Raw genomic sequence first — 21,741 nt, 5'->3', positions numbered from 1 at the left:
ATCTACATTTCTCCCTCATTAAATATTTTAATTACTTCTTGTGCTGAATCAGCTAATTTTAATGCGTCCACATTGTCATCATCCATTAACTTAGTTGCCAATTTAGACAATAAGACAAGGTGGTTACTGTCTTTATCAATGTTACTTATAGCTAACAAGAAAATGCTATCTACTGGTTTTTCATCTAAGGCTTCCCATTCAATTTTATTTTTAGATTTTGCAAATATTATAGAAGATTTCTTAACAGCATCACTTTTCCCATGAGGAATAGCAATACCATTCCCAATACCTGTAGTTGCATGTTCTTCTCTTTCTAAAACAGACTTAACATATTCTTCTTCATTATCCACAATCCCATTTTCAACAAATATACTACTTAATTTTTTTATTGTTTCTTCCTTGGTAGTTGCATCAAGATTAAAAACAATCTGCTCTTCCTTCAATACATCTGATATTTTCACTATATATTCTCCTCCATTAGCAAATCGTACACTTCTTTTGGTGAAGTTGCACTTAATATGTTATTTATATTTTTTTTATTGTCAATGAAGTCATAAAAAACTTCATATATTTCATCAAGTTCCAAATTTTTGTCATTTTCTAATGAAATAAAGAAAACAACTTCTACATTTTCATTTCCCCATATAATAGGATTTTTTAAAGTTGCAACAGATATATTAGATTTTTTAATATAACTAGGATTAGCATGAGGTGTAGCTATATATTGAAAAGATGTGTAAGATAAATTTTCTCTTTCAATTGCACTTTCAGCTATACCTTCTTTCGCATAACCTCTTTTTATTAAGTTATCTGTTATACATCTAATTACATCTTCATAATCTGATGCCTCAATATTTAACAAAATATTTTCCTCAAATATTAACTTTTTAAAAGATTTAGATTTTCCAGAAGTAGTTCTTGGAACATTTTGTATGTTTTTCTCTAAAGTTCTTATATCATTTTCATTTAAAATAGGGCTAACTACTATAGTTGGAATAGTTTCTAATTCTAAATAAATAGTACTGATTACTAAATCTGCATCAATTTTACTAGATACTAATTCTTGGACAGAAAGTATCTTTTCAATCTTTACCATAGGGAAGTATTTTTTTAACCTTGCAGATAATAACCTAGAAGAACCCAACCCTGTACTACATACTAGAATTACCCTAATGCTTTGTGGTAGTTCTTTCATTCTTTCTCTAAAAGCTTCAAAATGTAGTGCTATATAAGCACATTCGTCATCATTTATTCGAATATCATATATAAATTCAATTACTTTTTTCAAGTTTAAAGCTTGTTCAAATGATAGAGAAAAGTTTTGCTTAATTGTATTTACATATGGGTTTTTGATACTAAGACCATATGTCAATCTATTTATCGACGAATGTATATGTGTAGTTAATCCATCAATTAAATCTTTATCATAGGCTGTCTTATACAATGTATTTTTGATAATTTCTCGAAGATTTGAGATATTGTTTGTATTCGCTTCATAAGGTTTACTTGAATTACTTTTTAGTTCAGTAGTGTTTCTATGCTGGTCAGCAGCTACTAAGTGCAGATTTATATATCCAATTTCAGAATTTGGCAATAATATTGAAAATTTTTCTTCTAGTTGCTTTGCTAGATAATTTGTATTTGGCATTTGATTATTTTCTATCTTATTAGTATATAAATTTTCTTCTATATATTCACCTTTTCTAATTCTTTCTACTGCTATAGCTAAATGAATAACCAGTGATTGAAATTCATAATCAGAAAACTCAAATTTTCTTTCCTCACTAAAAGTTCTAAGAATCTCAATAATGATAGATAAATCATCCTCAAAAAAGATACCATTCACATCTGCTTGTATCTTTTCAAAAGCTTGATAAAAACTTTCTTGTTCTTGCTTAATATACCAATTTCTACTCCAAAATTTATGTATAAACTTAGCAGTAAGCTGTCTTTTGTCTCTTTCACTTATATTCAATTTAATTCCTTTACTAGGTTTCTTATATATAGAAACTCCTTCACTTTTTAGTAATTTTTCAACCTCAGCTAAATCTCTTTCAATTGTTCCTCGACTTATATATAATTCTTCAGAAAGTTGTTGTATAGTAATATAATCATTACTTTTTAACAAAATTGAGTATATATATATAACTCTCTCCTCTCTTGTTGTAGGAATTTGACTTCCTTTATTATCTAGGTAAGGAAGTATTTTTCTTAAATCTCCTTCAATATAAACACCTATTTTAGGTTTTCTCACTAAAGAAAGACCTATCTTTTTAAGTACTATTTCTACTTCTTTGAGAGATTTTGAAACTGTTTTTTCTGAAACATCTAAATCTTCTGCTATTGCTTTAACAGTTGTATGACCTTCTTTTAATAAAAACTTTATTATTCTAATTTCACGATTTTGAATCATATCAGTTAACATTTTCAAACTTACTCCTTCCCTTTGTTTTTATTTTAATGGAAAATGTTTTTCTACAAAACTACTAATATTTCCTGATTAAATACGGTAATTTTTATGTATTGAATACTTTAATTTTAGATGATAAATTAAAAACTGTCTAAATTTAATATGAAAGGAAATAATTTAATGCTGACAATAATTATTGCATTACTTCCTGTAATAGGGTGGGGATTAATGCCCATAGCTGCAAACCTCAAAAAAAGTTCTCCCTACGAACAACTTTTAGGTACCTCTATAAGTGCGTTTATATTTTCCACTATAATAACTTTGGTTATGCATCCTGAGATTACATTTTTTTCATTTTGTGTGAGTATGATTTCTGGGATATTTTGGAGTTTAGGTCAGTTAATGCAGTTTAAAGCAATTCAAATTGCTAGTGTATCTAAAGTAATGCCAATTTCAAATGGTTCACAATTAACTTTTACAACTTTACTAGCTGTAATCTTATTTAATGAATGGACTAGTTCTAAAATGTTTTTGATTGGCACCTTATCAATCTTATGTATAATAATAGGTATACTTCTCACAAATTATCAAACAAAAAAATCTACTAATAGCAATATGTTGAAATGTATTGGAGTTACATTATTATCATCCTTGTTTTTAGCATTATATGTTGTAGCCAATCAAATATTTTCAATTGAAGGATATAGAATTATATTGCCTCAATCTGTTGGGATGTTAATAACTGCATCAATTATTGTTAAGTATTTTTCTAGAGAGACTTTACATAAGGAAAATGTTTTATTTAATCTAATTACTGGAGTATTGTGGTCAATAGCAAATTTAGGTATGTTTATTACAACCAATACTTTGGGAGTTACGATAAGTTTTTCTATTTCTCAGAGTTGTGTTATAGTAGCTACTTTAGGAGGAATTATCTTCTTTAAAGAAAAGAAAAATAAAAGAGAGTGGCTTGCTATTTTTCTTGGAATAATATTAATCATGTTTGGTGTTTTTATGTTAAGCACAATAAAATAGATATTTATTTATATAAATTAAAATGAAAAATTGATTATCCTCTAAAATACTGTGTTTATCACTGATTTAGCTATAATTAAGAGTCTATATTGCCACTAATTTATCACTTATGAATGAATCTTAATAAGACCATAAATAGTAATAAATATTAAAAGAGAGAAGCTAAACAGTACAATTACTGAATTGCTTCTCTCTAGAGCATTGTCATAACCCCATACATTTTATAGTAATTATTATCTTATAGAAAACATCTATTTATACTTGTTCTATTATTACAATTTTATATTTTTTTAACACATTAAAATAGTGTTTATTTTACATTTACTTTTTTATATATTTTTTCAACATATTAAAATAGTAACCATTTTATATTTACTTTTAATCAAATATACTAATCTGATTATTATTGTTTTTATCTATTTTAATAGTCTTCATATTTCTAACAGTTATTTTTGCATCTTCTCTTATAGCACCTACAAGTACTCTATTTTCTTCATTATATAGTCTACAATTTTCTTCTACTCGTGTATAATTAAAATTAGCATAACAATATAAACAATAATGTCTACAAGTATTGTACTGCCCTATATCAATACTCTTAACACATCCACAAATATCCCTTTGTGTATCATCCTTTTTGACTTTCACTTCACTACCTATAATCTTTGATATTAACTTATCATCAATACATTTACTTTTTCCAATGCCAAACTTACTTAAATTATATTCATCACAACATATTTCAAGTGTTATATTATACTTATTAGATATTCTAAAAAGTTCCTTCGACAATATTTCTATTTCTTTAATTTGTATAGGTTTTATATGTAATGACTTTGTATTAACTTTTGTTTTCTTGTATAAATCTATAAAACTTATTATACATTTTTCTGTAAATCCATTAAGTTGACTACATAATCTCTCAAATGCTTTTATATGATAATCTAAGTTATACTTTTCATTTAGAAAAATTGGGTCATATCTCAAAATTACTCTTTCTTTTCCTATGCTTCTAGACAATTCTTTAAATGACTCTATTATCTTCTTTTTATCTAAAATTCGTGTTTCTACATCTTTACCATATGGAGTTATAGTATAGTGAAAATAATATTTGTAGTCTTTTAATTTGTTCAAATCACATATCATTGGAGTTGCATCTTTTGTCCAAAATATAAAGCAATCAACAGTATGTGGATTTAACTCTATCTTACTTACTTGTTTTGGATTCATCGGATTAACAACATACACAAAACCCTCTTTAAGTCTGTTAAAAAACCACTTACTATAAAAAGCAGGTATATCAGTTCTTCTACTTACACTTACTATCATAATTTAACCTCCATCTAAAAGTATAGCTGATATCACTCTTAGAATTGTCCAGACCACATTCTACACACACATTATTTACTAGTTTTCATTCACACAGAAAACATCTTTTTTATAGCTTATTATCCCTAGACAATATATGATGTATTTTCTTTGCAAAGTTTTTCCATTTTATCATACACAACACTACTGTCTCTCTCATCTGTCATGGTAACAATTATATCACTTGCCTTAAGAATTGTTTTTCCTTTTGGAATAATTTCTTCTCCTCCTCTTTGAATGGCTACCAAAAGACAATTTTCTGGCCATTGAATATCCTGAATTGCTTTGTTAGCAACAGGAGAACCAAACATAATGGAAAACTGATCTAGTATTTTCTCTCCCCTCTCTCTATGAACAGGTTCTCCATTTTTCTCAAGTAATCTCTCCAGAAGACTTTCATAAATCGGCTTAGATTTCAGAAGTGTAGCCACAATATACGCCACAATTGAAATAACGGATAGGGAAAGCATCTGGCTGACAGAACCTGTCATTTCAAAAATCAATATAATTCCAGTCAAAGGCGCACGTACAATGGCAGTAAAATACCCTGCCATAGCCAGAAGTATAAAATTATTGACATAGTCTAAGTTCATTCCAAAAAACTGTACACCTACCATTCCGAACATTCCCCCAATAAAGGCTCCTAAAACAAGTAGCGGGAAGAAGATTCCTCCTGGCGCACCAGACCCAAAACTAACAGCCGAAAATACAAAACGGATGACAAAAATCAAAACTACCATTCCCAACAAATATTCATGGCTTGTTAGTGCTTCCACCAGATTATGCCCACTTCCAAGCACCTCAGGCATCAAAAGACCCAAAATACCAGCCATAAAAAATGGAATCAATATTTTTCCAAATGTACCTATTTGGGGAATCTTTTTATATAAAGACTGAACAAATAAGGTAAACCAATTATAAAATGCCCCCATAACGCCAAGCACAACACCTAAAATCAGTATCAACCAATAATAACTCTGTGGTAACACATTTCCAATATCAAACTGGAACACTGATTCCATTCCTAGAAAATTAGCTGATATATAGTCCGCTGTTAGAGATGCTGTCATCACAGAAATCAAAACAGACACTGAAAAGTTTTTATGTATTTCTTCCAGTGAAAACATGACGCCTGCCAGTGGTGCATGAAAGGCTGCTGATAATCCTGCACTTGCCCCACAAGTAAGCAAGAACTTTTCCTCTGTCTTTCCTCTATCAAGAGCTCTGGAAATACCCTTTCCTGCCATAGCACCAAGCTGTATAGAAGGTCCTTCTCTTCCCAAGGCAAGACCACCCATAAGCGATAAGAATCCTCCAACAAATTTGGCTGGCAACACACGCCACCATACTTGCTTGATTTTCCCTGTCATCTCTCCTTCTAGCTGAGGAATACCACTACCTGAAATCATTGGCTCCCAATTTACTAGCCTTGATACAATCCACGCAAGCAGTGCAAGCACTGCAAACCAAACTGCTGTTTTCACAGTTGAACCTTTTGCAAAATTTAATATTTGGTTAAGCCAGATACCAGCCTGCCCCAAAAGTATCCTATATAAAAGTACAATCAAACCAGCTATAGCGCCTACAAGAAGCCCTTCTCCAATCAAAATGACCTGAAATCGCTCGGCCCGCTTAATTACATGAGATGTATCTTTTTTCATAATCTTTCTCCTCCACTCCATAATTCGGTGTAATATGAATAAATATATTTTTTAGTTCATTTCACACAAAATCATATGTTACTTTTCTTCTATGTTTGATACACATAACCAACTTATAATGTAATGTAAATACTGAATAATTATTGTTATCCAACTTAATTTCATCGTATTTACCACTGAATCAATAATACAATACATTTTTAGAAAAATAAAGAAGGACATATTATTTTATTTTTACTTTATTCTTGACTTTGATAAAAAACATGATAATATTAATCCTAATTCAGACTATCATTAACATCAGTCTAAATTATTATATTTAATAATATTAAAAAGGGTGCAATTATCAAGCACCCTATAAGCTTATTTTTTTAAGAAAGCTAAAATACAATAAAAATATCTATCTTATATCTAGATTATAGTTTTTGATTTGCATATTTCAATGACCATTGGCAATTTACCATACATTTTAAAACACAAAAACATTTAGAAATATCGATTATAGACTCTCTTCCCCCTTGAAAAGTTCAAGCATTTCCATGTATAGCTTTTGCAGGGCATTTTTCTACACAAACACTGCAATCACCACATTTTGAAGCAATCAAAGGATGCTTTTCAACAGAAATTGGTGCATCCGTAAGTACTGTACACATGCTAAAAGCACATCCAAATTCCTCAGTGATAAATAAATTATTTTTCCCCATGAATCCAATACCACTAATATTCGCTATTGTCTTATGTGGTAAAGGGCTAATACCTGATTGCATCTTAGGGTCAATATATCCTCTTTCAATGTATCTGTGTTCTATATTATTTTTTTCTGATTGAGCATAAGCACTATAACCTTTTTTTTGAAGATATTCAGAAATCCAATCAGCTAGTTTTTCCACCTTTTCCTCTTTTTCCAAAAACTCATCTCTGTCTGTAGGTAAATTATTATATATATCTTTAATAAACTTCTTTGATAATCCTATACAAAATAGATTTCAACTCATCATTCATTTTTAACTCCTTTCACAGCTAATCAAGCAAGAAATAGCTTTATATACTGATAGGTTCTGGCTTTTTATTATGTTAACCAATACTTTGTACATTCTTTATTTCTACTCATAAAACCATATTCAATTAAATATCTTCTAATCGTTGCAAAATCATAATATATAGACTCTAAAATTTGATTAACTTCTTTTTCTGAATATTGCTTTCCTTGGTCAAATTGTTCTAAAATTTTAGACAAAATAACAACTTTTTTCTTTTCTTTTGATGAAAAAGCTTTTAATTTTAGAGGATTCATACTTTCAAATGATGTTTCTAAAATGTGTTTTCTTTCTTCTTCAGTTACTACGTATCTCTCATCTACCATTTTGGCATGTTCGTGGATTGGTATTATAATACTATCTCTATTAGATTTATCTTCAAATACAGATTCATATAAAGCCAAGTATAGCTTAGCTTGTTTTGCTTTTTCTCTAAACATAAATTTTTGATGACGTATTGTAGAAGTAGATACACCAAGCTCTTTTGCAATTTCTTTATCTGATAAATCACTAATAAATAATTTAAATAATTGTTTTTGATTATCTGTTAATGTATTGTACTTTGAATCATTATTGACCAATTGTTCCAAATAGTTACCATGTTTTAATTCTGTATGCAATTCAATAGCTCTTGATGCTTCAAAAAATCTATCACCAACTCTGTATATTTCTCCTACTTCATACGTTTTTCCACAAATAATGCAACTATAACAATTTAAATCTGCATTGAATACATAACCTTTTTTGATATCTTTAATAGAAAGATTTTCAATCTTCATATTATTCACCTCCAGTATATGGTTTATTATTTCAATAAACATATATTACTAAAGTTTATTATTATTGTCAACATTTCTATTTTAAGTTTATGAAGTTCATATATTATACAACGTTTAAATTATAATGTATCTCAAAACAATATATTTAAATCTCTATTTGAACAATTATTATTTATAATTAGCTATTCTTATATAAAGAGAAGAGTATAAAACTAATTACAAAAAATAAAAGGAACTACTCAATTTAAAAGCAAGTAAGTCCCTTTTTATCTAACATATTTATATTAAATTTACATTGTACAACATAAGTTTATAGACAGTAATCTTTTATTTTATACTTTTTATTTAAACTCAATTACAGTATCTTTTCCACCCTCTACATTATTACCTACATTATATGTATTCATATTGTACTCCGAATGATTAGTTATTGTAACTGGAGTAATAAGTGAGATACCATTTGATTCAATTAATGAACGGTCAATTTTTAACATTGGTGTCCCCTCTTTTACTTGGTCTCCTACACTTACTAATGCTTCAAATCCTTCACCTTTTAAGTTTACAGTATCTAAACCAACATGAATAAGAAGTTCCATTCCATTTTCTAATTCTATAACAAGTGCATGTTTAGTTTCTGCTAAAACTGCCACCTTACCATTAGATGGAGCATAAACAATATCACCTGTAGAATCTATAGCTACACCTTCGCCCATAAGTTTTTGAGAAAATACAGCATCTGGTATTTTAGATAACTCTATTACCTTTCCTGATATTGGTGATTTTATTGATTTTTTCTTAAACATTTTAAACATAAAATATACTCTCCTTTTTACTTTTAACCATTATTAGCTGCCTTTAGTTTTTCACCTAAACTTCCTCCTGGATGATATTTATAAAAATCAGCTGAGTCAAAATTACTGTTTTTAGATAATGCACATGCAATAGAATCTCCTAAAACCAAAGTAATCGTAGATGATGTTGTTGGTGCTAAATTTAAGTGGTCAGCTTCACCCTTTGCAGGATATATTAAAGCATAATCGCACTCCTTTGCCAATACTGAATTTCTATTTGAGGTAAAAGCAATTGTTTTAGAACCTATTGCCTTAACATATTTTATACAATTTACAACTTCCATAGAATTACCACTATTTGAGATTAAAATTGTAATATCTCGACTTTCAATCATTCCTAAATCTCCATGTACTGCCTCTGTTGCATGTACAAAAAAACTTGGTGTACCAGTACTTGCAAATGTAGCTGCCAATTTTTTACCTATATGTGCAGACTTACCTACACCCATAAAAATCACTTTACCTTTACAATTTGCAATTTCATTAACTATATTTTCATATTCAATACCTGCTTCATCTATTAAACACTTTATAGCATTCATTTCAGTAGTCATAACATCAACCATTGTTTTTAAATAGTTCATAATCATCTCCCCTTCTATATTAAATATTTTTTGCAATATAATCTATAGTTTTTTTAATTCTATTTAAACCATCTTCAAGTTTTTCTCTTGAACATGCCACATTTAACCTCAAATAAAACTCACTTTCTTCTCCATATACCTTGCCTCCCATAATAGCAACTTCACCAATATCTATTAATAGATTTTGGAATTTTTCACTACTTATTTTAAGTTCCGAGAAATCAATCCAAGCAAAGTAACACCCTTCTGGCATAACCAATTTTAATGGCTTTAAATTATCTTCTATATAGTTAATTGTATATTGAAGATTCTCTTTAATGTATTTCAGTAACTCATCTAGCCAATATTCACAGTCATTATAACAAGTCATTGTTCCCAAAATAGCTAGTATAGCTGGTGAATTTACAAAATCACGATATCTAGTTATATTTTCAAACTTAGTTCTTATCTCTTCATTAGGTATAATTACATATGACCCAGTCAATGCTGGTATATTAAAAGACTTAGATGCTGATGTACAAATAAATATAGACTCCAAATAATTGTCTGCCACATTTAAAACAGGTGTCATTTTACTATCATATACAATATCCATATGTATATCATCTGATATTATTTTTACATTATTTTCCTTACAAATCCTTACCATCTTAATAAGCTCTAATTCACTCCACACCCTACCTGTTGGGTTATGAGGATTGCATAAAATAAATATCTTAGAATCTTTACATTTTTTCTCAAAATCATCAAAATCAATAGAGTAAAATCCATTCTTATTTGTAAGAGGAGATTTTATAATATTGCGATTGTTATTTCCTATTACTTCATAAAAAGCATTGTATGCAGGAGTGTTTAGTAATACTCCATCTCCTTCATCACTAAAAATTTCAATGAGTTTACTAATTGAATACATTACACTTGGACTGTAATATATCCAATTGCTATCAATACTGCAATTAAATCTCTTAGAGTACCAATTTCTGATAGAATCTTTAAAATCATCGTGCTTCCATCTGCTATATCCTAATACTCTATGATTTAATCTTTCTTTCAATACTTCTGTTATCTCATTTGGAAATTCCAAATCCATATCTGATATTGTAAAAGGAAGTAATCCTTTTTTTCCAAATCTATCTTCTACATAATCCCATTGGGTACAATATGTACCCAATCGGTTTACTTTTTTATCAAAGTTAATCATTACATTCCTCCAAATGACCTTCCATCGCCTTATCCATTTGCTTTCTTAAAGAATACACTTGAGTACCTATAATTACTTGAATTGTGTGTTCATCTAATTTAACAACTGCTATACCACCAGCTTCTTTAATTGCATCTTCATTTATTAGTGATACATCTTGTAATTTTAAACGTAATCTAGTTACACAATTGTCTAATGATAGTATGTTAGATTTCCCTCCTAGCGCTGCTATCATTTGCTGACCTTTGTATGTAGATAGATTTTTAAAATCTGAACCATTTCCTTCAGAAACTTTTATTTCTTTATCTTCACGTCCTGGAGTTTTTATATTAAATTTAAGAATTGCCCATTTAAATACAAAGTAATATATTGCAAAGTATAAAGCTGCTACTAATACTGCTATTGGCCATCCTGTAGCTGTTCCTCTCAAGACTCCAAAACTTATAAATGCTATTAAATCTCCTGTGAATCCCATCAATACACCTAAGTATGGAAGTACCATGTTTGCTAAACCATTCATAAATGTATGGAAAGCAAATAATGCTGGTGAGATAAATAAGAATAAAAACTCTATTGGTTCACTTATTCCACCTATAATAACTGTCAACACTCCTGATATTAAAAGTCCTTTAAGTGCTTTTCTATTTTCTGGTTTTGCTGTACGATATATAGCTAATGCAGCTCCAGCCAAACCATATTGAATCATTAATTTACCTTGCTCCATTTTACCAGCTAAATCAAGAGGTATAATCTGATTATTCTCCACATATGCCATAAACATATTCAATGTTCCAAAGTATGTTTCTCCATCAATAACAGCAGTTCCACCTATTGGTGTAAAACGGAATACAGATGTTACAAGGTGGTTTAATCCAAATGGTATTGTAACCCTTTCAGCTACTGCATATGAGAAATATCCTAATGGCCCTGCTGAAGAAATCCATCTTCCTAAACTTTGGAACGCATTGAAAAATGGTGGCCAAACAATAGGTATTAATAATCCCACAATACTCATAACTATTAAACTAACAATTGGAACTAATCTTGGTCCACTATAGAATCCTAGTGATTCTGGTATTTTCAAATTACTAACTTTATCATACATTGCATAAACAATTAAACCTGCTATAATACCACCTAAAACACTTGTGTTATATGTTTGTATACCCATAATCATGGCTTGACCATTAGTTGACATCTGGTCTGCTGCTACTAATAAATCAGCTCTTGTTAAATAAAAATTTGTACCTATATGCATTGCTATAAATCCTACTAAACCTGAAAATGCACCAAACTCTTTTTCTTTTTTTAATAATCCTAATGGAATTGCCATTGCAAATAATGCTCCCAAGTTATTAAATGCAAATAATCCTATTGTTAACATGAAATTTAAAATCATATTAACATATTCATTTCCTAGAAATGGAACCATTGCAATCATCTTAGGATCTGTAAAACCAGCCCCAAGACCTAGCATCATACCAGAAACACTAAGTAATGCTATTGGGAACATAAACGTTTTTCCTAACATTTGGAAGAAATTCCATAGACCTAACTTATTTTTTTCATATTTTCACCCTCCTATTTTTATATAAAAAACATAATCTAATTTATAGAAAAACCTAAATCAAAAAACTTAATCCAATAACTAAGTTCAATGATTTAGGTTTTGCCTGCTCAACCAGTTACAACCCTAAAAGTCACTGTTTGTATTTAATAAAAAAGCCTAAATCAAAAAACTTAATCTAATAACTAAGTTCAATGATTTAGGTTTTGCCTGCTCAATCAGTTACAATCCTAAAAGCCATTGTGTTTATTTAATAAAAAAACCTAAATCAAAAAACTTAATCTAATAATTAAGTTCAATGATTTAGGTTTTGCCTGCTTAACCAGTTACAATCCTAAAAGTCACTGTCTGTATTCAATAAAAAAGCCTAAATCAAAAAACTTAACTAAAATTAAGTTCAATGACTTAGGTTTTGCCTGCTTTATCAGTTACAATCCTAACAACCACTGTTTGTTATTTTATTTATATGAATCATTAGATATAATTCTTCTTCTTTACTAATTTTATATTCAAATCTGTCTAATACCAATGCTACAATTTCTTCAGTACATACTTTAGGTTTATTATAGTTTTTATTTACTAGTTTATACATATCTTCAACATCACTATCTTTGTAAGTTTCTTTTCTTAAAATTCTTTGAACGAAAAACTTTAAGTGAGTTATAAGCCTAGAGTAATTCAGTGAGTTTACATCTAATTTAAATCCATGTACTTCTTCTATTATCTGAACAACTTGTTTTGAAAACTCTAGTATATTAATACCTTCATCTTTTTGAGAATTTTCTAATCCATTGATTATATGAATAGCAATATACCCTGCTTCATCTTCAGGCAACTTTATACCTATCTTTTTTTCAATTTCATCAATTGCCCATAATCCAAATTCAAATTCTTCTCTATAAAGTTGTTTTGTTTCATTAAGTATCAGGTTTGGTAATTTTATACCCTGTTTTTCTCTTTGGACAGCGAATTCTATGTGACTAGTTAAAGCCAATATTATTGAATCATTTACTTGAGTATTTAAAACTTCATTAGCTTTTTCTATAATTTCTTCTGAAATTTTAAAATATTCAATTGAGGTTTTATTAAGTATTTGATTGTATTTGTCTTTTTGATTATCTTGAACAAAATATTTCTTAGAAATCAAACTTTCATCTATCAAATCTCCTACTTTTTTCTTGAATCCAACTCCAGCACCAGTTACAATTATTTCTGTGCCATCTTCTAGGGAGCTTACTACTACATTGTTATTAAATACTTTTTTTATATTCACTATAAATCCCCTCTGAAAAAAATGTTTCATCACACTTACATAGTATATTATATTTAATTTAATGTCAATATTTAAAATTTCACTTTCGCATATATTTTGCATTTTCCCCTATAATACTACAATTGCAAAATATTTTAATTGTGCACTATATAATTGTCGTTTTTTGTATTTTTTTATTTAAATATATTTAAATATTTATTATATATATTCAATTCTTTAAAGTTATTCAAGATTTTTTATTACACCATATATTTTCCAGTATTTTCAAGTATCTAAATGCGCATTTATTAAGTATTTATTGAAATTTAAATTATATTGTATTATAAGTTTTTTTTTAATAGATATACCTAAAATGAGATTAATATAAAATATTCTTTATATGAAATTTTTATCAAATATTTTTTAAATTATATTTTTATTTTGTATTTATGAATAGATTTCGTATTTTTTCCTAAATTGCTGTAAATACATTAATATTTTAATACCTTATATAATATTTTCCAATTATTTATAATACATTTTTTCATTAATTTTCTCTAATTATAACTTTATCACTTCTAATAATATCTAAGCAATTATAACATTTAACATTTTATGTAAAATTTATAAAAAAATGTATATAATCTAAAATAAGTGACTATACTAAAAATATGATACGGATAACCAATAAGTTCAACCTATCTCCCCCAAAATAGAATGAGCTACAGTTCCCCCCAACTGTAGCTCATTTTCGTGTAATTTAAATATTTTTCATATAATTTCAATCTAAACTGAAACAACTTCTTTAAAGTTTAATCCATATTCTTTTCTTTACTTTTTATAAACATTAATTTTCCATTATTTATTCCCCATATCTCATCCGCAAATAAAGCAACTTCCTCTGAACTTGTTGCTATTATCACACATTTATTATCTTTATGTGCCAAATTGTAAAACACATTTATTAGACTTTCTTCACTTTTATCATCCGTGCTTTCTATAATATCATCACATACTATTAAGTCAGGATTATTAGATAATGACTTAGCAATACACACTTTTTGTTTATCATAATAAGATAAGTTTTCTACTCTATCCAGTACTTTTTCTCTATCAATTCCTACCTTTTGTAGAATTTTACATGCTATTTCCCTCTTATTCTTTTTCTTATTTTCACTAATTCTCATTGGTAAAAACATATTCTCCAAAATAGTTTCATTATTTAATAAGTTATAATCTTTAAATATGACTCCTATATCTTTATTTCTATACATATCCTTATTTATATTTCTTAAATCCTTACCCTTATAAATAATACTTCCATCAGTGTAATCATCAAGACCTGATATTATAGATAACAAAGTACTCTTTCCTGCCTGATGCTTTCCTATAACAACATACATTTTTCCAGTTTCAAATTTGGCACTTACATCTTTTAATACATATTTATTACTTCCCTCATACTTGTAATTAACATCTATCAGTTCTAGTATTACCAATCTACATCACCTAATTTCTATCATAAATTATCTGTATTGGTTTATATACAATTGTACTATATATGGCCACTATGCTAGTTAATAATATCAATATTATCGCTACAATAATTATCTTAAATATCAGATTTGGAATCAATTTATCTCTTAAACTTTTTATTTCTTGTTTGATATCATCACTATTTATATCTATATTTTTATATTCTCTATTATTCAGTAAATCAACATTATGTATTACATTATATTGATTTTGATATTCAAAAACATAATTTGATAGTTTTGAAGCTGATATACTTACAATTCCTCCTCCAAGTATAAGGCATACTAAAGTTATCATAATACTTTCACATATGAAACTCTGAACTATCTTAAATTTAGGCATTCCAGTTAATATTAACACACTAATGTAATACTTTATTTTTTTTATTAATATTATAGAATTTATCATCAATAATATCGAACCTAATATTAATATTCCAAGCGTAACTGTAAAAGCTATATTAGACAAATGTTGCATTGGAGTTATTAATTTACTGTACGCAAACTCATCTATAGTAACTTTATAAATGTCACTTAGACCTTTATCTCTTACCTCTTTCTCAAAATCTTTTCTACTATTAGAGTCTATCAATAAAAACCTAGCATTTGTATAAATTATTGAATTTTCTGATTCAATCTTCTTTTCAAATTCTACTAAAGTATTATACGTAGTTAATATATTATCATATATACTTTCATCTTGAGCTATTTCTATATCGTTAACATTCTTATTATCTTTTTTCTTATATGTTCCTACTATTTTTAAATTCAGTTTTGTATTAGTACTATAATCACTTAATAGAGATATCGTGTCTCCAATTTTCAACTTATTAATATCAATAAATTCTTCGCTTACCATACATTCATTATCTTTTTGAAATAATCGCCCTTTTACCTTTTCCAGATTATAGTGCTTAAGACTTTCATTCTTTTCTGTATATCCCATAATCCCGCAATTTTCAGCCCTCATATCATCATATAAGATTTGTCTGTCATCATTAGAATTATATTTTTTATTATCAAAGTGTGCTGTGATATTTCCAATAAAAGATACTTTTTTTACATATTTTGACTTTGCAAAATTTAAATAATCATTTACACTCAAGTTACTATATTTTATTAGAGATTCTCCTGAATCACTTTGAACAATCTTTTTAGCATCAAGCTTAATTTGAACTTCTGATTCAAATTTTTTCTCATAATTCGCCTTTATCACATTAACGTTTGAATTTATTATTGAGGAAATTAATATTGCTAAGACCATCAATAATATAACAACTGTACTAAATGAATTACGCAATTTATTTCTAAGTAAGTTTTTGATTGCATTATTTAAAATATACACTTCACATCTCCTCTTACCAATTCAATAGTGTCTTAGAGTTATTATATCTATCTTAATTTATTCTTTATATTCTTTAAATACTAAATAAAAAATTGACCCTTTACCTTCTTCACTTTCTACCCATATAAATCCATTACATAAGTTACATACATGTTTTACTAAACTAAGACCTATACCATATCCATCTTTATTTAATTCATTTATTCTATATCTATCATAAAATATTTTTTTCATACTCTGTTTGCTCATTCCAATGCCATTATCTCTTACTGATACAATAACACTACCTTTTTGATTTTTCACATTTACACATATATCTTTACCTTCACCATATTTTATTGCATTGTCTAAAAGATTGGATACACCTCTATAAATCCACTTTTCTTTCCCATAGATACTCATATTTTCATCTTCATCAAAATCAAAACTTAAATTAGCATATACTTTAGAATAGTGGTCACATACTTGTGCACATATTAAAGCTATGTCAACTTCATACATATCTTCATTATTTTTTGTATCACTTATTGCAAGTACATCTTCTACATTATTTGCAACTTTATTGAGAGTATTCAATAGTTCTTCATTTCCGCTTAATTCTAAGCTTGTTCTAAGTATTGCTATGGCATTTTTTTGTTCATGAGATAAATATGAATTTAATCTTTTATAATCTTCAATATGAGAATCAAATTTATCTTTTAAATCTTTATATACTTTAGACATAATAGGGTCTATACTCAACACTTCGTCTTCATCTTCTATATTATTTATATTATTTAATATCTCCATTCTTTCTTTAAACTCTAGTCTATTCAATATTGATAAAAGGATAAAGTTAGAGGTTACTGTAAAGGCAAAAAATAACATTATAATTATATTAAAGTTACTATTAAGTACAATATTATAATCAAAACTTAATCTTTTATCTAAAGTCTTATCTTCCATAGTGTTATAAGTATTATCTATATTCGTTCCATAATATGAATTTGAATCATTAGCTATTAATTCTTTACTTGTATTAGATATATTTATAATATATTTCAAACCTACTGTAAAAATTATAAAGACTATAACAGAATATAAAATTAAAACTATAGTTTTTTTATCTTTTAATCCTTGCATATAGAATATCCTATCCCTCTAGTAGTTATTATTATCTCTTTTCCTGCAACTTCTCTTAATTTCTTTTTTAATCTAGCTATATGCACCCTTAATACAGATGATAATGGGTCAAAGTATTCATCATAAACATGTTCTGATATATCTATACTTGATACAATATCTGGATATCTACTTGCAATATATTCTGCTATATCAAATTCTTTAGTTCCTAAGTTTACTTCTTTGTTATACACATACACTTTTCTAGATGATGGACTTATTGTAAGAGGACCTGCCTCTATATTTGAATTTGTCCTACCATAAAATCTTCTTATAACTGCTTGTATCCTAGCTCTCAATTCTATAATTTGAAATGGCTTTACTATATAATCATCAGCTCCCAAATCAAGACCTTTTGCCAATTCATTTACTCCATCTCTTGCTGTTACAATTATTATAGGAGTATTTAGATTATTACTTCTAAAAAATTCTAATATCTCTATTCCATCTCTATCTGGTAAATTTAAATCTAATAATATAGCATCATAGTCATTTATAAATGCTTTCTCTTCTCCATCTAATCCGCAATTTGCTATATCTACTACTAATCCTTCATTTTCCAGCCCTATCTTCATATTATAAGAAAGCTCTTTATTATCTTCTATTATTAATACTCTCATATAATCATCTCCTAAATAAAATATCAACTTAATCATTATATATAATTAATGTTTATTGAATGTTAATTATATTATAATTATTTAATTCTTATATAAAATCTAACCTTATTATTATTCAAATATTCATACTTGTCAAATTTATGCTTAATTAATATTCTATTTAATATCTCTACCAATATAACTATTAACTTGTTCATCATATTTAATAATTCCAAAATATAGATTAATAAGAATTAATTAACAAAATTCTTTACAAGAACATAACCTATATTAAACAAGCTCATAACTAAAACTTGAGTTTATTAAATTTAAAAATACGAAAGAGAATTATTTATATGCTATTAAAAATTTGGCTTTTAAATAAAATTTTTTTATTCCTTTTTAGTAATAGATAAGTAATAGCTAAAAAGACAATTTTATTGCACACTTAAAAAGGGGATGTCTTACAATATTCTTAAATTATAAATGAGATACCCTTTTTTATTTACATATAGACTATTCAACACTTTACAAAAAAAGTGGACTCATCTGATAAAGTCCACTTTTTTCTGTAGTCAAATCTTTATTTTGAAATAACTTCTTTTGGTGTTAGGAGTGTATTAAATAAATAATATCTGTAATTTCTATTTTATTAACTTTAAATACTTCTTTTAATATTGTATAAAACAATAATAAATACTTATAATAATTTCAAATATATGTAAAAATTTATTAACTATATTATAAATATAAACTTATAGTTATAACCACTAGTACTACTATTTACTTTTACTTAATAAGTATCAACAAGTACAGATTTTTTTATTTTCTGTTTATCTAAATGTGAAATTGCACTAGATACAGCAGTTTGACCTTGTCCTGCTGGTCCGCTTCCTATTATTGCAATGTCGTATCTCATAATCTCACCTATTTTCTAGTAACCTTTCTTTTTTCTTTTATATAAATATAATATCAATAGCCAATATCACTGACAATTAGGCACTTATTTGTAACTACATAAATAAATCTTATAAATAATCGAAATTAGTTATATATATGATTCAATTTTATTTTTCAAATTATCTTTAGGTATAAACCCTATTAATCTATCTATAGGTTTACCATCTTTGAATATTATTACAGTTGGTACTGTAGAAACTTCAAACTTTTGGGCTAATTCCATACTTTGGTCTATATCTACTTTTAAGAAATTTGCTTTTTCAGACATTTCGTTTCCTAAAGCCTCGTATACTGGTGATAACATTTTACAAGGTCCACACCATGTAGCAAAGAAATCCACCACTACTAATCCTTCTTTGTTATTTACTTCATTTATAAATTCATTGTTATTTATTATTTTTGCCATAATATATATCTCCTTTATTATTTTATTGTTTTCTTGATATTAATATACTACGACTTATGTACTAGTTCAATTAGTCACTTTTTTGTAACCATCTATTTTTAACACTCTTAAGATTATCATCATAATCAAACATTAATTAAACTTATTTATGCAAATTCAATAGTTACTTATGTAGTAATTATAGAAATCTGTAAACTTTATATATATGTTAACTAAATTTGAGCTTCATTTCAAAAATACACTAAAAAACTTTTCTAATTTATAACTTAATTTTTTGCTTTGTATGATTGACAATTATATATATACATTATAAAATAATATTAGTACCTACTAAGGTAGTTATTATACTTTTGTTAAAGGAGTTTATATATGGATACTATAGTTAACGAACTACAAAACATAGGATTTACCAAATATGAATCACAAATCTACATATCATTACTAAAGGAAAACCCTCTAACTGGTTATGAAATAAGTAAATTATCAGGTGTACCACAATCAAAAGTCTACGAAAATATAACAAAATTACTTAACAATAATATAATTATCAATATTGAAACTGATCCTATAAAATATGTACCTATAAACCCTAATGAATTACTAAAAAGTAAAAAAGAAGAATTCAATAATTCTATGGACAAACTAGAAAACAACTTACAGGTATTAAATAAAGGAAAAAGTATAGAATATGTTTTAAACATAAAAAGCTCTAAAAATATATTAAAAAAAGCAATCGAAATGATAAATAACGCCAAACAAGAAATTATAATTTCTTGTTCTCATGAAGAAATTCTTGACCTAAAAGATGAGCTTTTAACTGCTTCTAAAAAAAATGTTAATGTTGAAATACTACTTTTGGAAGATAAAAAGATAGAAGGTCTAAGCAATATTCATATCCATGGAGGTAATGAAACTACACTTAAAAACAAAAAACTTTATAAAGGTATTCTTTTAATTGTAGATGAGTCTGAAATATTAACAGGAAATTTATCTGAAGGTAATGAAGCTATTTCAATTTGGACAAAAAATTCTAATATTTTATATATTGGAAATCAATACATACAACATGAAATTTATATTTCACAAAAAATAAAAGGGGGTCTTAAAGATGAATAAAGTTAAAATCAAACAAGTTGATGCATTTACAACAATACCTTTTGGAGGAAATCCTGCTGGTGTAGTCACTGATGCATCCAATATTTCTGACGAAATCAAACAGAATATAGCAAAGGAAATGAATTTATCAGAGACTGCATTTGTTTCAGAATCTGATGTAGCAGATTTCAAGGTTCAATTTTTCACACCTGGCTTAGAAGTTGACTTGTGTGGTCATGCTACAATAGGAACATTCCATGCTCTTTTAGAAGAAGGAAAACTTAATACTAATAAGAATATCTTTTATCAAGAGACAAAAGCTGGTGTACTATCTGTAGAACTTAAGGAAATAGATAATGAAAACATATTTATGATGGAACAAAATCCTCCTAAATTCGAAAATCTAAATAGCTATAAAAAAGAGATTGCACAAATGATAGGTGTAAAAGAAGATAGACTTCTTGAATATCCAATTATGAAAGTAAATACAGGAATTTGGTGGCTTGTTTTTGGATTAAAGTCTCTAGATGATTTAGAAAATATTTCTCCAGACTTAAATAAAATAAAAGAATTTAGTGCTGATAATAATCTAATTGGAATAACTCCATTTTGTATAGAAACTATAGATAAAAATTGTGACTATCATTTAAGATCTATAGCTCCATATGTTGGAGTCACAGAAGACCCTGTATGTGGAACTGGCAATGCTTGTGTATCATCTTATATAGTACAACACAATATTTTAGATAAAACTGACTTTATTGGTGAAGAAGGAAACTTCATAAATAGACCTGGAAAGGTATATGTAAATATATGTAAAGAAAACAATGATATCACTTCTGTAAAAATTGGAGGAAGCGCCTATACTATTTTAAGTGGAGAAATTGTGTATTAA

General features: G+C 27.3%; 20 protein-coding genes. 3 read left to right on the top strand and 17 right to left on the bottom strand.

Going from position 1 to position 21,741, the window contains the following annotated elements:
- Window positions 1-2 precede the first annotated feature (2 nt).
- Window positions 3-461 carry a PTS sugar transporter subunit IIA gene (locus IC173_RS03840; RefSeq protein WP_227433910.1) on the bottom strand — a complete coding sequence of 153 codons (459 nt, stop codon included), beginning with the start codon at window positions 459-461 and terminating at the stop codon, window positions 3-5.
- Window positions 461-2,425 carry a BglG family transcription antiterminator gene (locus IC173_RS03835; RefSeq protein WP_227855252.1) on the bottom strand — a complete coding sequence of 655 codons (1,965 nt, stop codon included), beginning with the start codon at window positions 2,423-2,425 and terminating at the stop codon, window positions 461-463. The genes IC173_RS03840 and IC173_RS03835 overlap by 1 nt, the downstream gene beginning before the upstream one ends.
- 165 nt (window positions 2,426-2,590) lie before the next feature.
- Here IC173_RS03835 and IC173_RS03830 point away from each other — a divergent pair, with 165 nt between their 5' ends.
- On the top strand, window positions 2,591-3,445 hold the full coding sequence (locus tag IC173_RS03830) for a GRP family sugar transporter (RefSeq protein WP_227433909.1): 855 nt from the start codon (window positions 2,591-2,593) through the stop codon (window positions 3,443-3,445).
- Window positions 3,446-3,823: 378 nt separating this feature from the next.
- On the opposite strand, the gene IC173_RS03825 is transcribed toward IC173_RS03830, so the two are convergent.
- The 15 genes from IC173_RS03825 to trxA form a co-directional block, all read right to left on the bottom strand.
- Window positions 3,824-4,774, bottom strand: coding sequence for a DUF1848 domain-containing protein (locus IC173_RS03825; RefSeq protein ID WP_227851207.1), 951 nt, complete (start codon window positions 4,772-4,774; stop codon window positions 3,824-3,826).
- Window positions 4,775-4,899: 125 nt separating this feature from the next.
- Window positions 4,900-6,474, bottom strand: coding sequence for a ClC family H(+)/Cl(-) exchange transporter (locus IC173_RS03820; protein ID WP_227851208.1), 1,575 nt, complete (start codon window positions 6,472-6,474; stop codon window positions 4,900-4,902).
- Window positions 6,475-7,001: 527 nt separating this feature from the next.
- Window positions 7,002-7,364, bottom strand: coding sequence for a hypothetical protein (locus tag IC173_RS03815; protein ID WP_227855187.1), 363 nt, complete (start codon window positions 7,362-7,364; stop codon window positions 7,002-7,004).
- A 179-nt stretch (window positions 7,365-7,543) separates the two neighbouring features.
- Complete coding sequence (locus tag IC173_RS03810; protein WP_227835178.1) at window positions 7,544-8,290, bottom strand: DUF2087 domain-containing protein; 747 nt, start codon at window positions 8,288-8,290, stop codon at window positions 7,544-7,546.
- 341 nt (window positions 8,291-8,631) lie between these two features.
- Window positions 8,632-9,102 carry a PTS glucose transporter subunit IIA gene (locus IC173_RS03805; RefSeq protein ID WP_227433904.1) on the bottom strand — a complete coding sequence of 157 codons (471 nt, stop codon included), beginning with the start codon at window positions 9,100-9,102 and terminating at the stop codon, window positions 8,632-8,634.
- Window positions 9,103-9,125: 23 nt separating this feature from the next.
- Complete coding sequence (locus IC173_RS03800) at window positions 9,126-9,725, bottom strand: KpsF/GutQ family sugar-phosphate isomerase (protein WP_227481991.1); 600 nt, start codon at window positions 9,723-9,725, stop codon at window positions 9,126-9,128.
- Between the two features lie 19 nt (window positions 9,726-9,744).
- Window positions 9,745-10,926 (bottom strand): MalY/PatB family protein, encoded by a 1,182-nt coding sequence (locus IC173_RS03795; RefSeq protein ID WP_227835177.1) that lies wholly within the window; start codon window positions 10,924-10,926, stop codon window positions 9,745-9,747.
- The gene (locus IC173_RS03790) at window positions 10,919-12,439 is read right to left on the bottom strand and encodes a PTS transporter subunit EIIC (RefSeq protein WP_227855186.1); all 1,521 of its coding nucleotides are present in this window, start codon (window positions 12,437-12,439) and stop codon (window positions 10,919-10,921) included. The genes IC173_RS03795 and IC173_RS03790 overlap by 8 nt, the downstream gene beginning before the upstream one ends.
- A gap of 490 nt (window positions 12,440-12,929) precedes the next feature.
- Window positions 12,930-13,766, bottom strand: coding sequence for a PRD domain-containing protein (locus IC173_RS03785; RefSeq protein ID WP_227855185.1), 837 nt, complete (start codon window positions 13,764-13,766; stop codon window positions 12,930-12,932).
- A 791-nt stretch (window positions 13,767-14,557) separates the two neighbouring features.
- Entirely contained in the window at window positions 14,558-15,244 is a 687-nt protein-coding gene (locus IC173_RS03780; RefSeq protein ID WP_227845997.1) for an ATP-binding cassette domain-containing protein, read from the bottom strand.
- 10 nt (window positions 15,245-15,254) lie between these two features.
- Complete coding sequence (locus tag IC173_RS03775) at window positions 15,255-16,625, bottom strand: FtsX-like permease family protein (RefSeq protein WP_227855184.1); 1,371 nt, start codon at window positions 16,623-16,625, stop codon at window positions 15,255-15,257.
- Window positions 16,626-16,682: 57 nt separating this feature from the next.
- Window positions 16,683-17,747, bottom strand: coding sequence for a sensor histidine kinase (locus tag IC173_RS03770; protein ID WP_227835174.1), 1,065 nt, complete (start codon window positions 17,745-17,747; stop codon window positions 16,683-16,685).
- Window positions 17,735-18,406 carry a response regulator transcription factor gene (locus tag IC173_RS03765; protein WP_227433896.1) on the bottom strand — a complete coding sequence of 224 codons (672 nt, stop codon included), beginning with the start codon at window positions 18,404-18,406 and terminating at the stop codon, window positions 17,735-17,737. The genes IC173_RS03770 and IC173_RS03765 overlap by 13 nt, the downstream gene beginning before the upstream one ends.
- 772 nt (window positions 18,407-19,178) lie before the next feature.
- Window positions 19,179-19,304, bottom strand: a complete 126-nt coding sequence (locus IC173_RS20630) for a hypothetical protein (protein WP_255606358.1) — start codon at window positions 19,302-19,304, stop codon at window positions 19,179-19,181.
- A 129-nt stretch (window positions 19,305-19,433) separates the two neighbouring features.
- The gene (trxA, locus tag IC173_RS03760) at window positions 19,434-19,751 is read right to left on the bottom strand and encodes a thioredoxin (RefSeq protein WP_227433895.1); all 318 of its coding nucleotides are present in this window, start codon (window positions 19,749-19,751) and stop codon (window positions 19,434-19,436) included.
- A gap of 369 nt (window positions 19,752-20,120) precedes the next feature.
- Here trxA and IC173_RS03755 point away from each other — a divergent pair, with 369 nt between their 5' ends.
- Both IC173_RS03755 and IC173_RS03750 read left to right on the top strand, forming a co-directional pair.
- Entirely contained in the window at window positions 20,121-20,867 is a 747-nt protein-coding gene (locus tag IC173_RS03755; protein ID WP_227855183.1) for a helix-turn-helix domain-containing protein, read from the top strand.
- Complete coding sequence (locus IC173_RS03750) at window positions 20,860-21,741, top strand: PhzF family phenazine biosynthesis protein (protein ID WP_227433893.1); 882 nt, start codon at window positions 20,860-20,862, stop codon at window positions 21,739-21,741. Before IC173_RS03755 ends, IC173_RS03750 begins: the two co-directional genes overlap by 8 nt.

The sequence above is a fragment of the Clostridioides sp. ES-S-0048-02 genome, from assembly GCF_020658495.1.
GTDB lineage: Bacteria > Bacillota > Clostridia > Peptostreptococcales > Peptostreptococcaceae > Clostridioides.
This window is presented reverse-complemented; position numbering and strand designations above follow the sequence as displayed.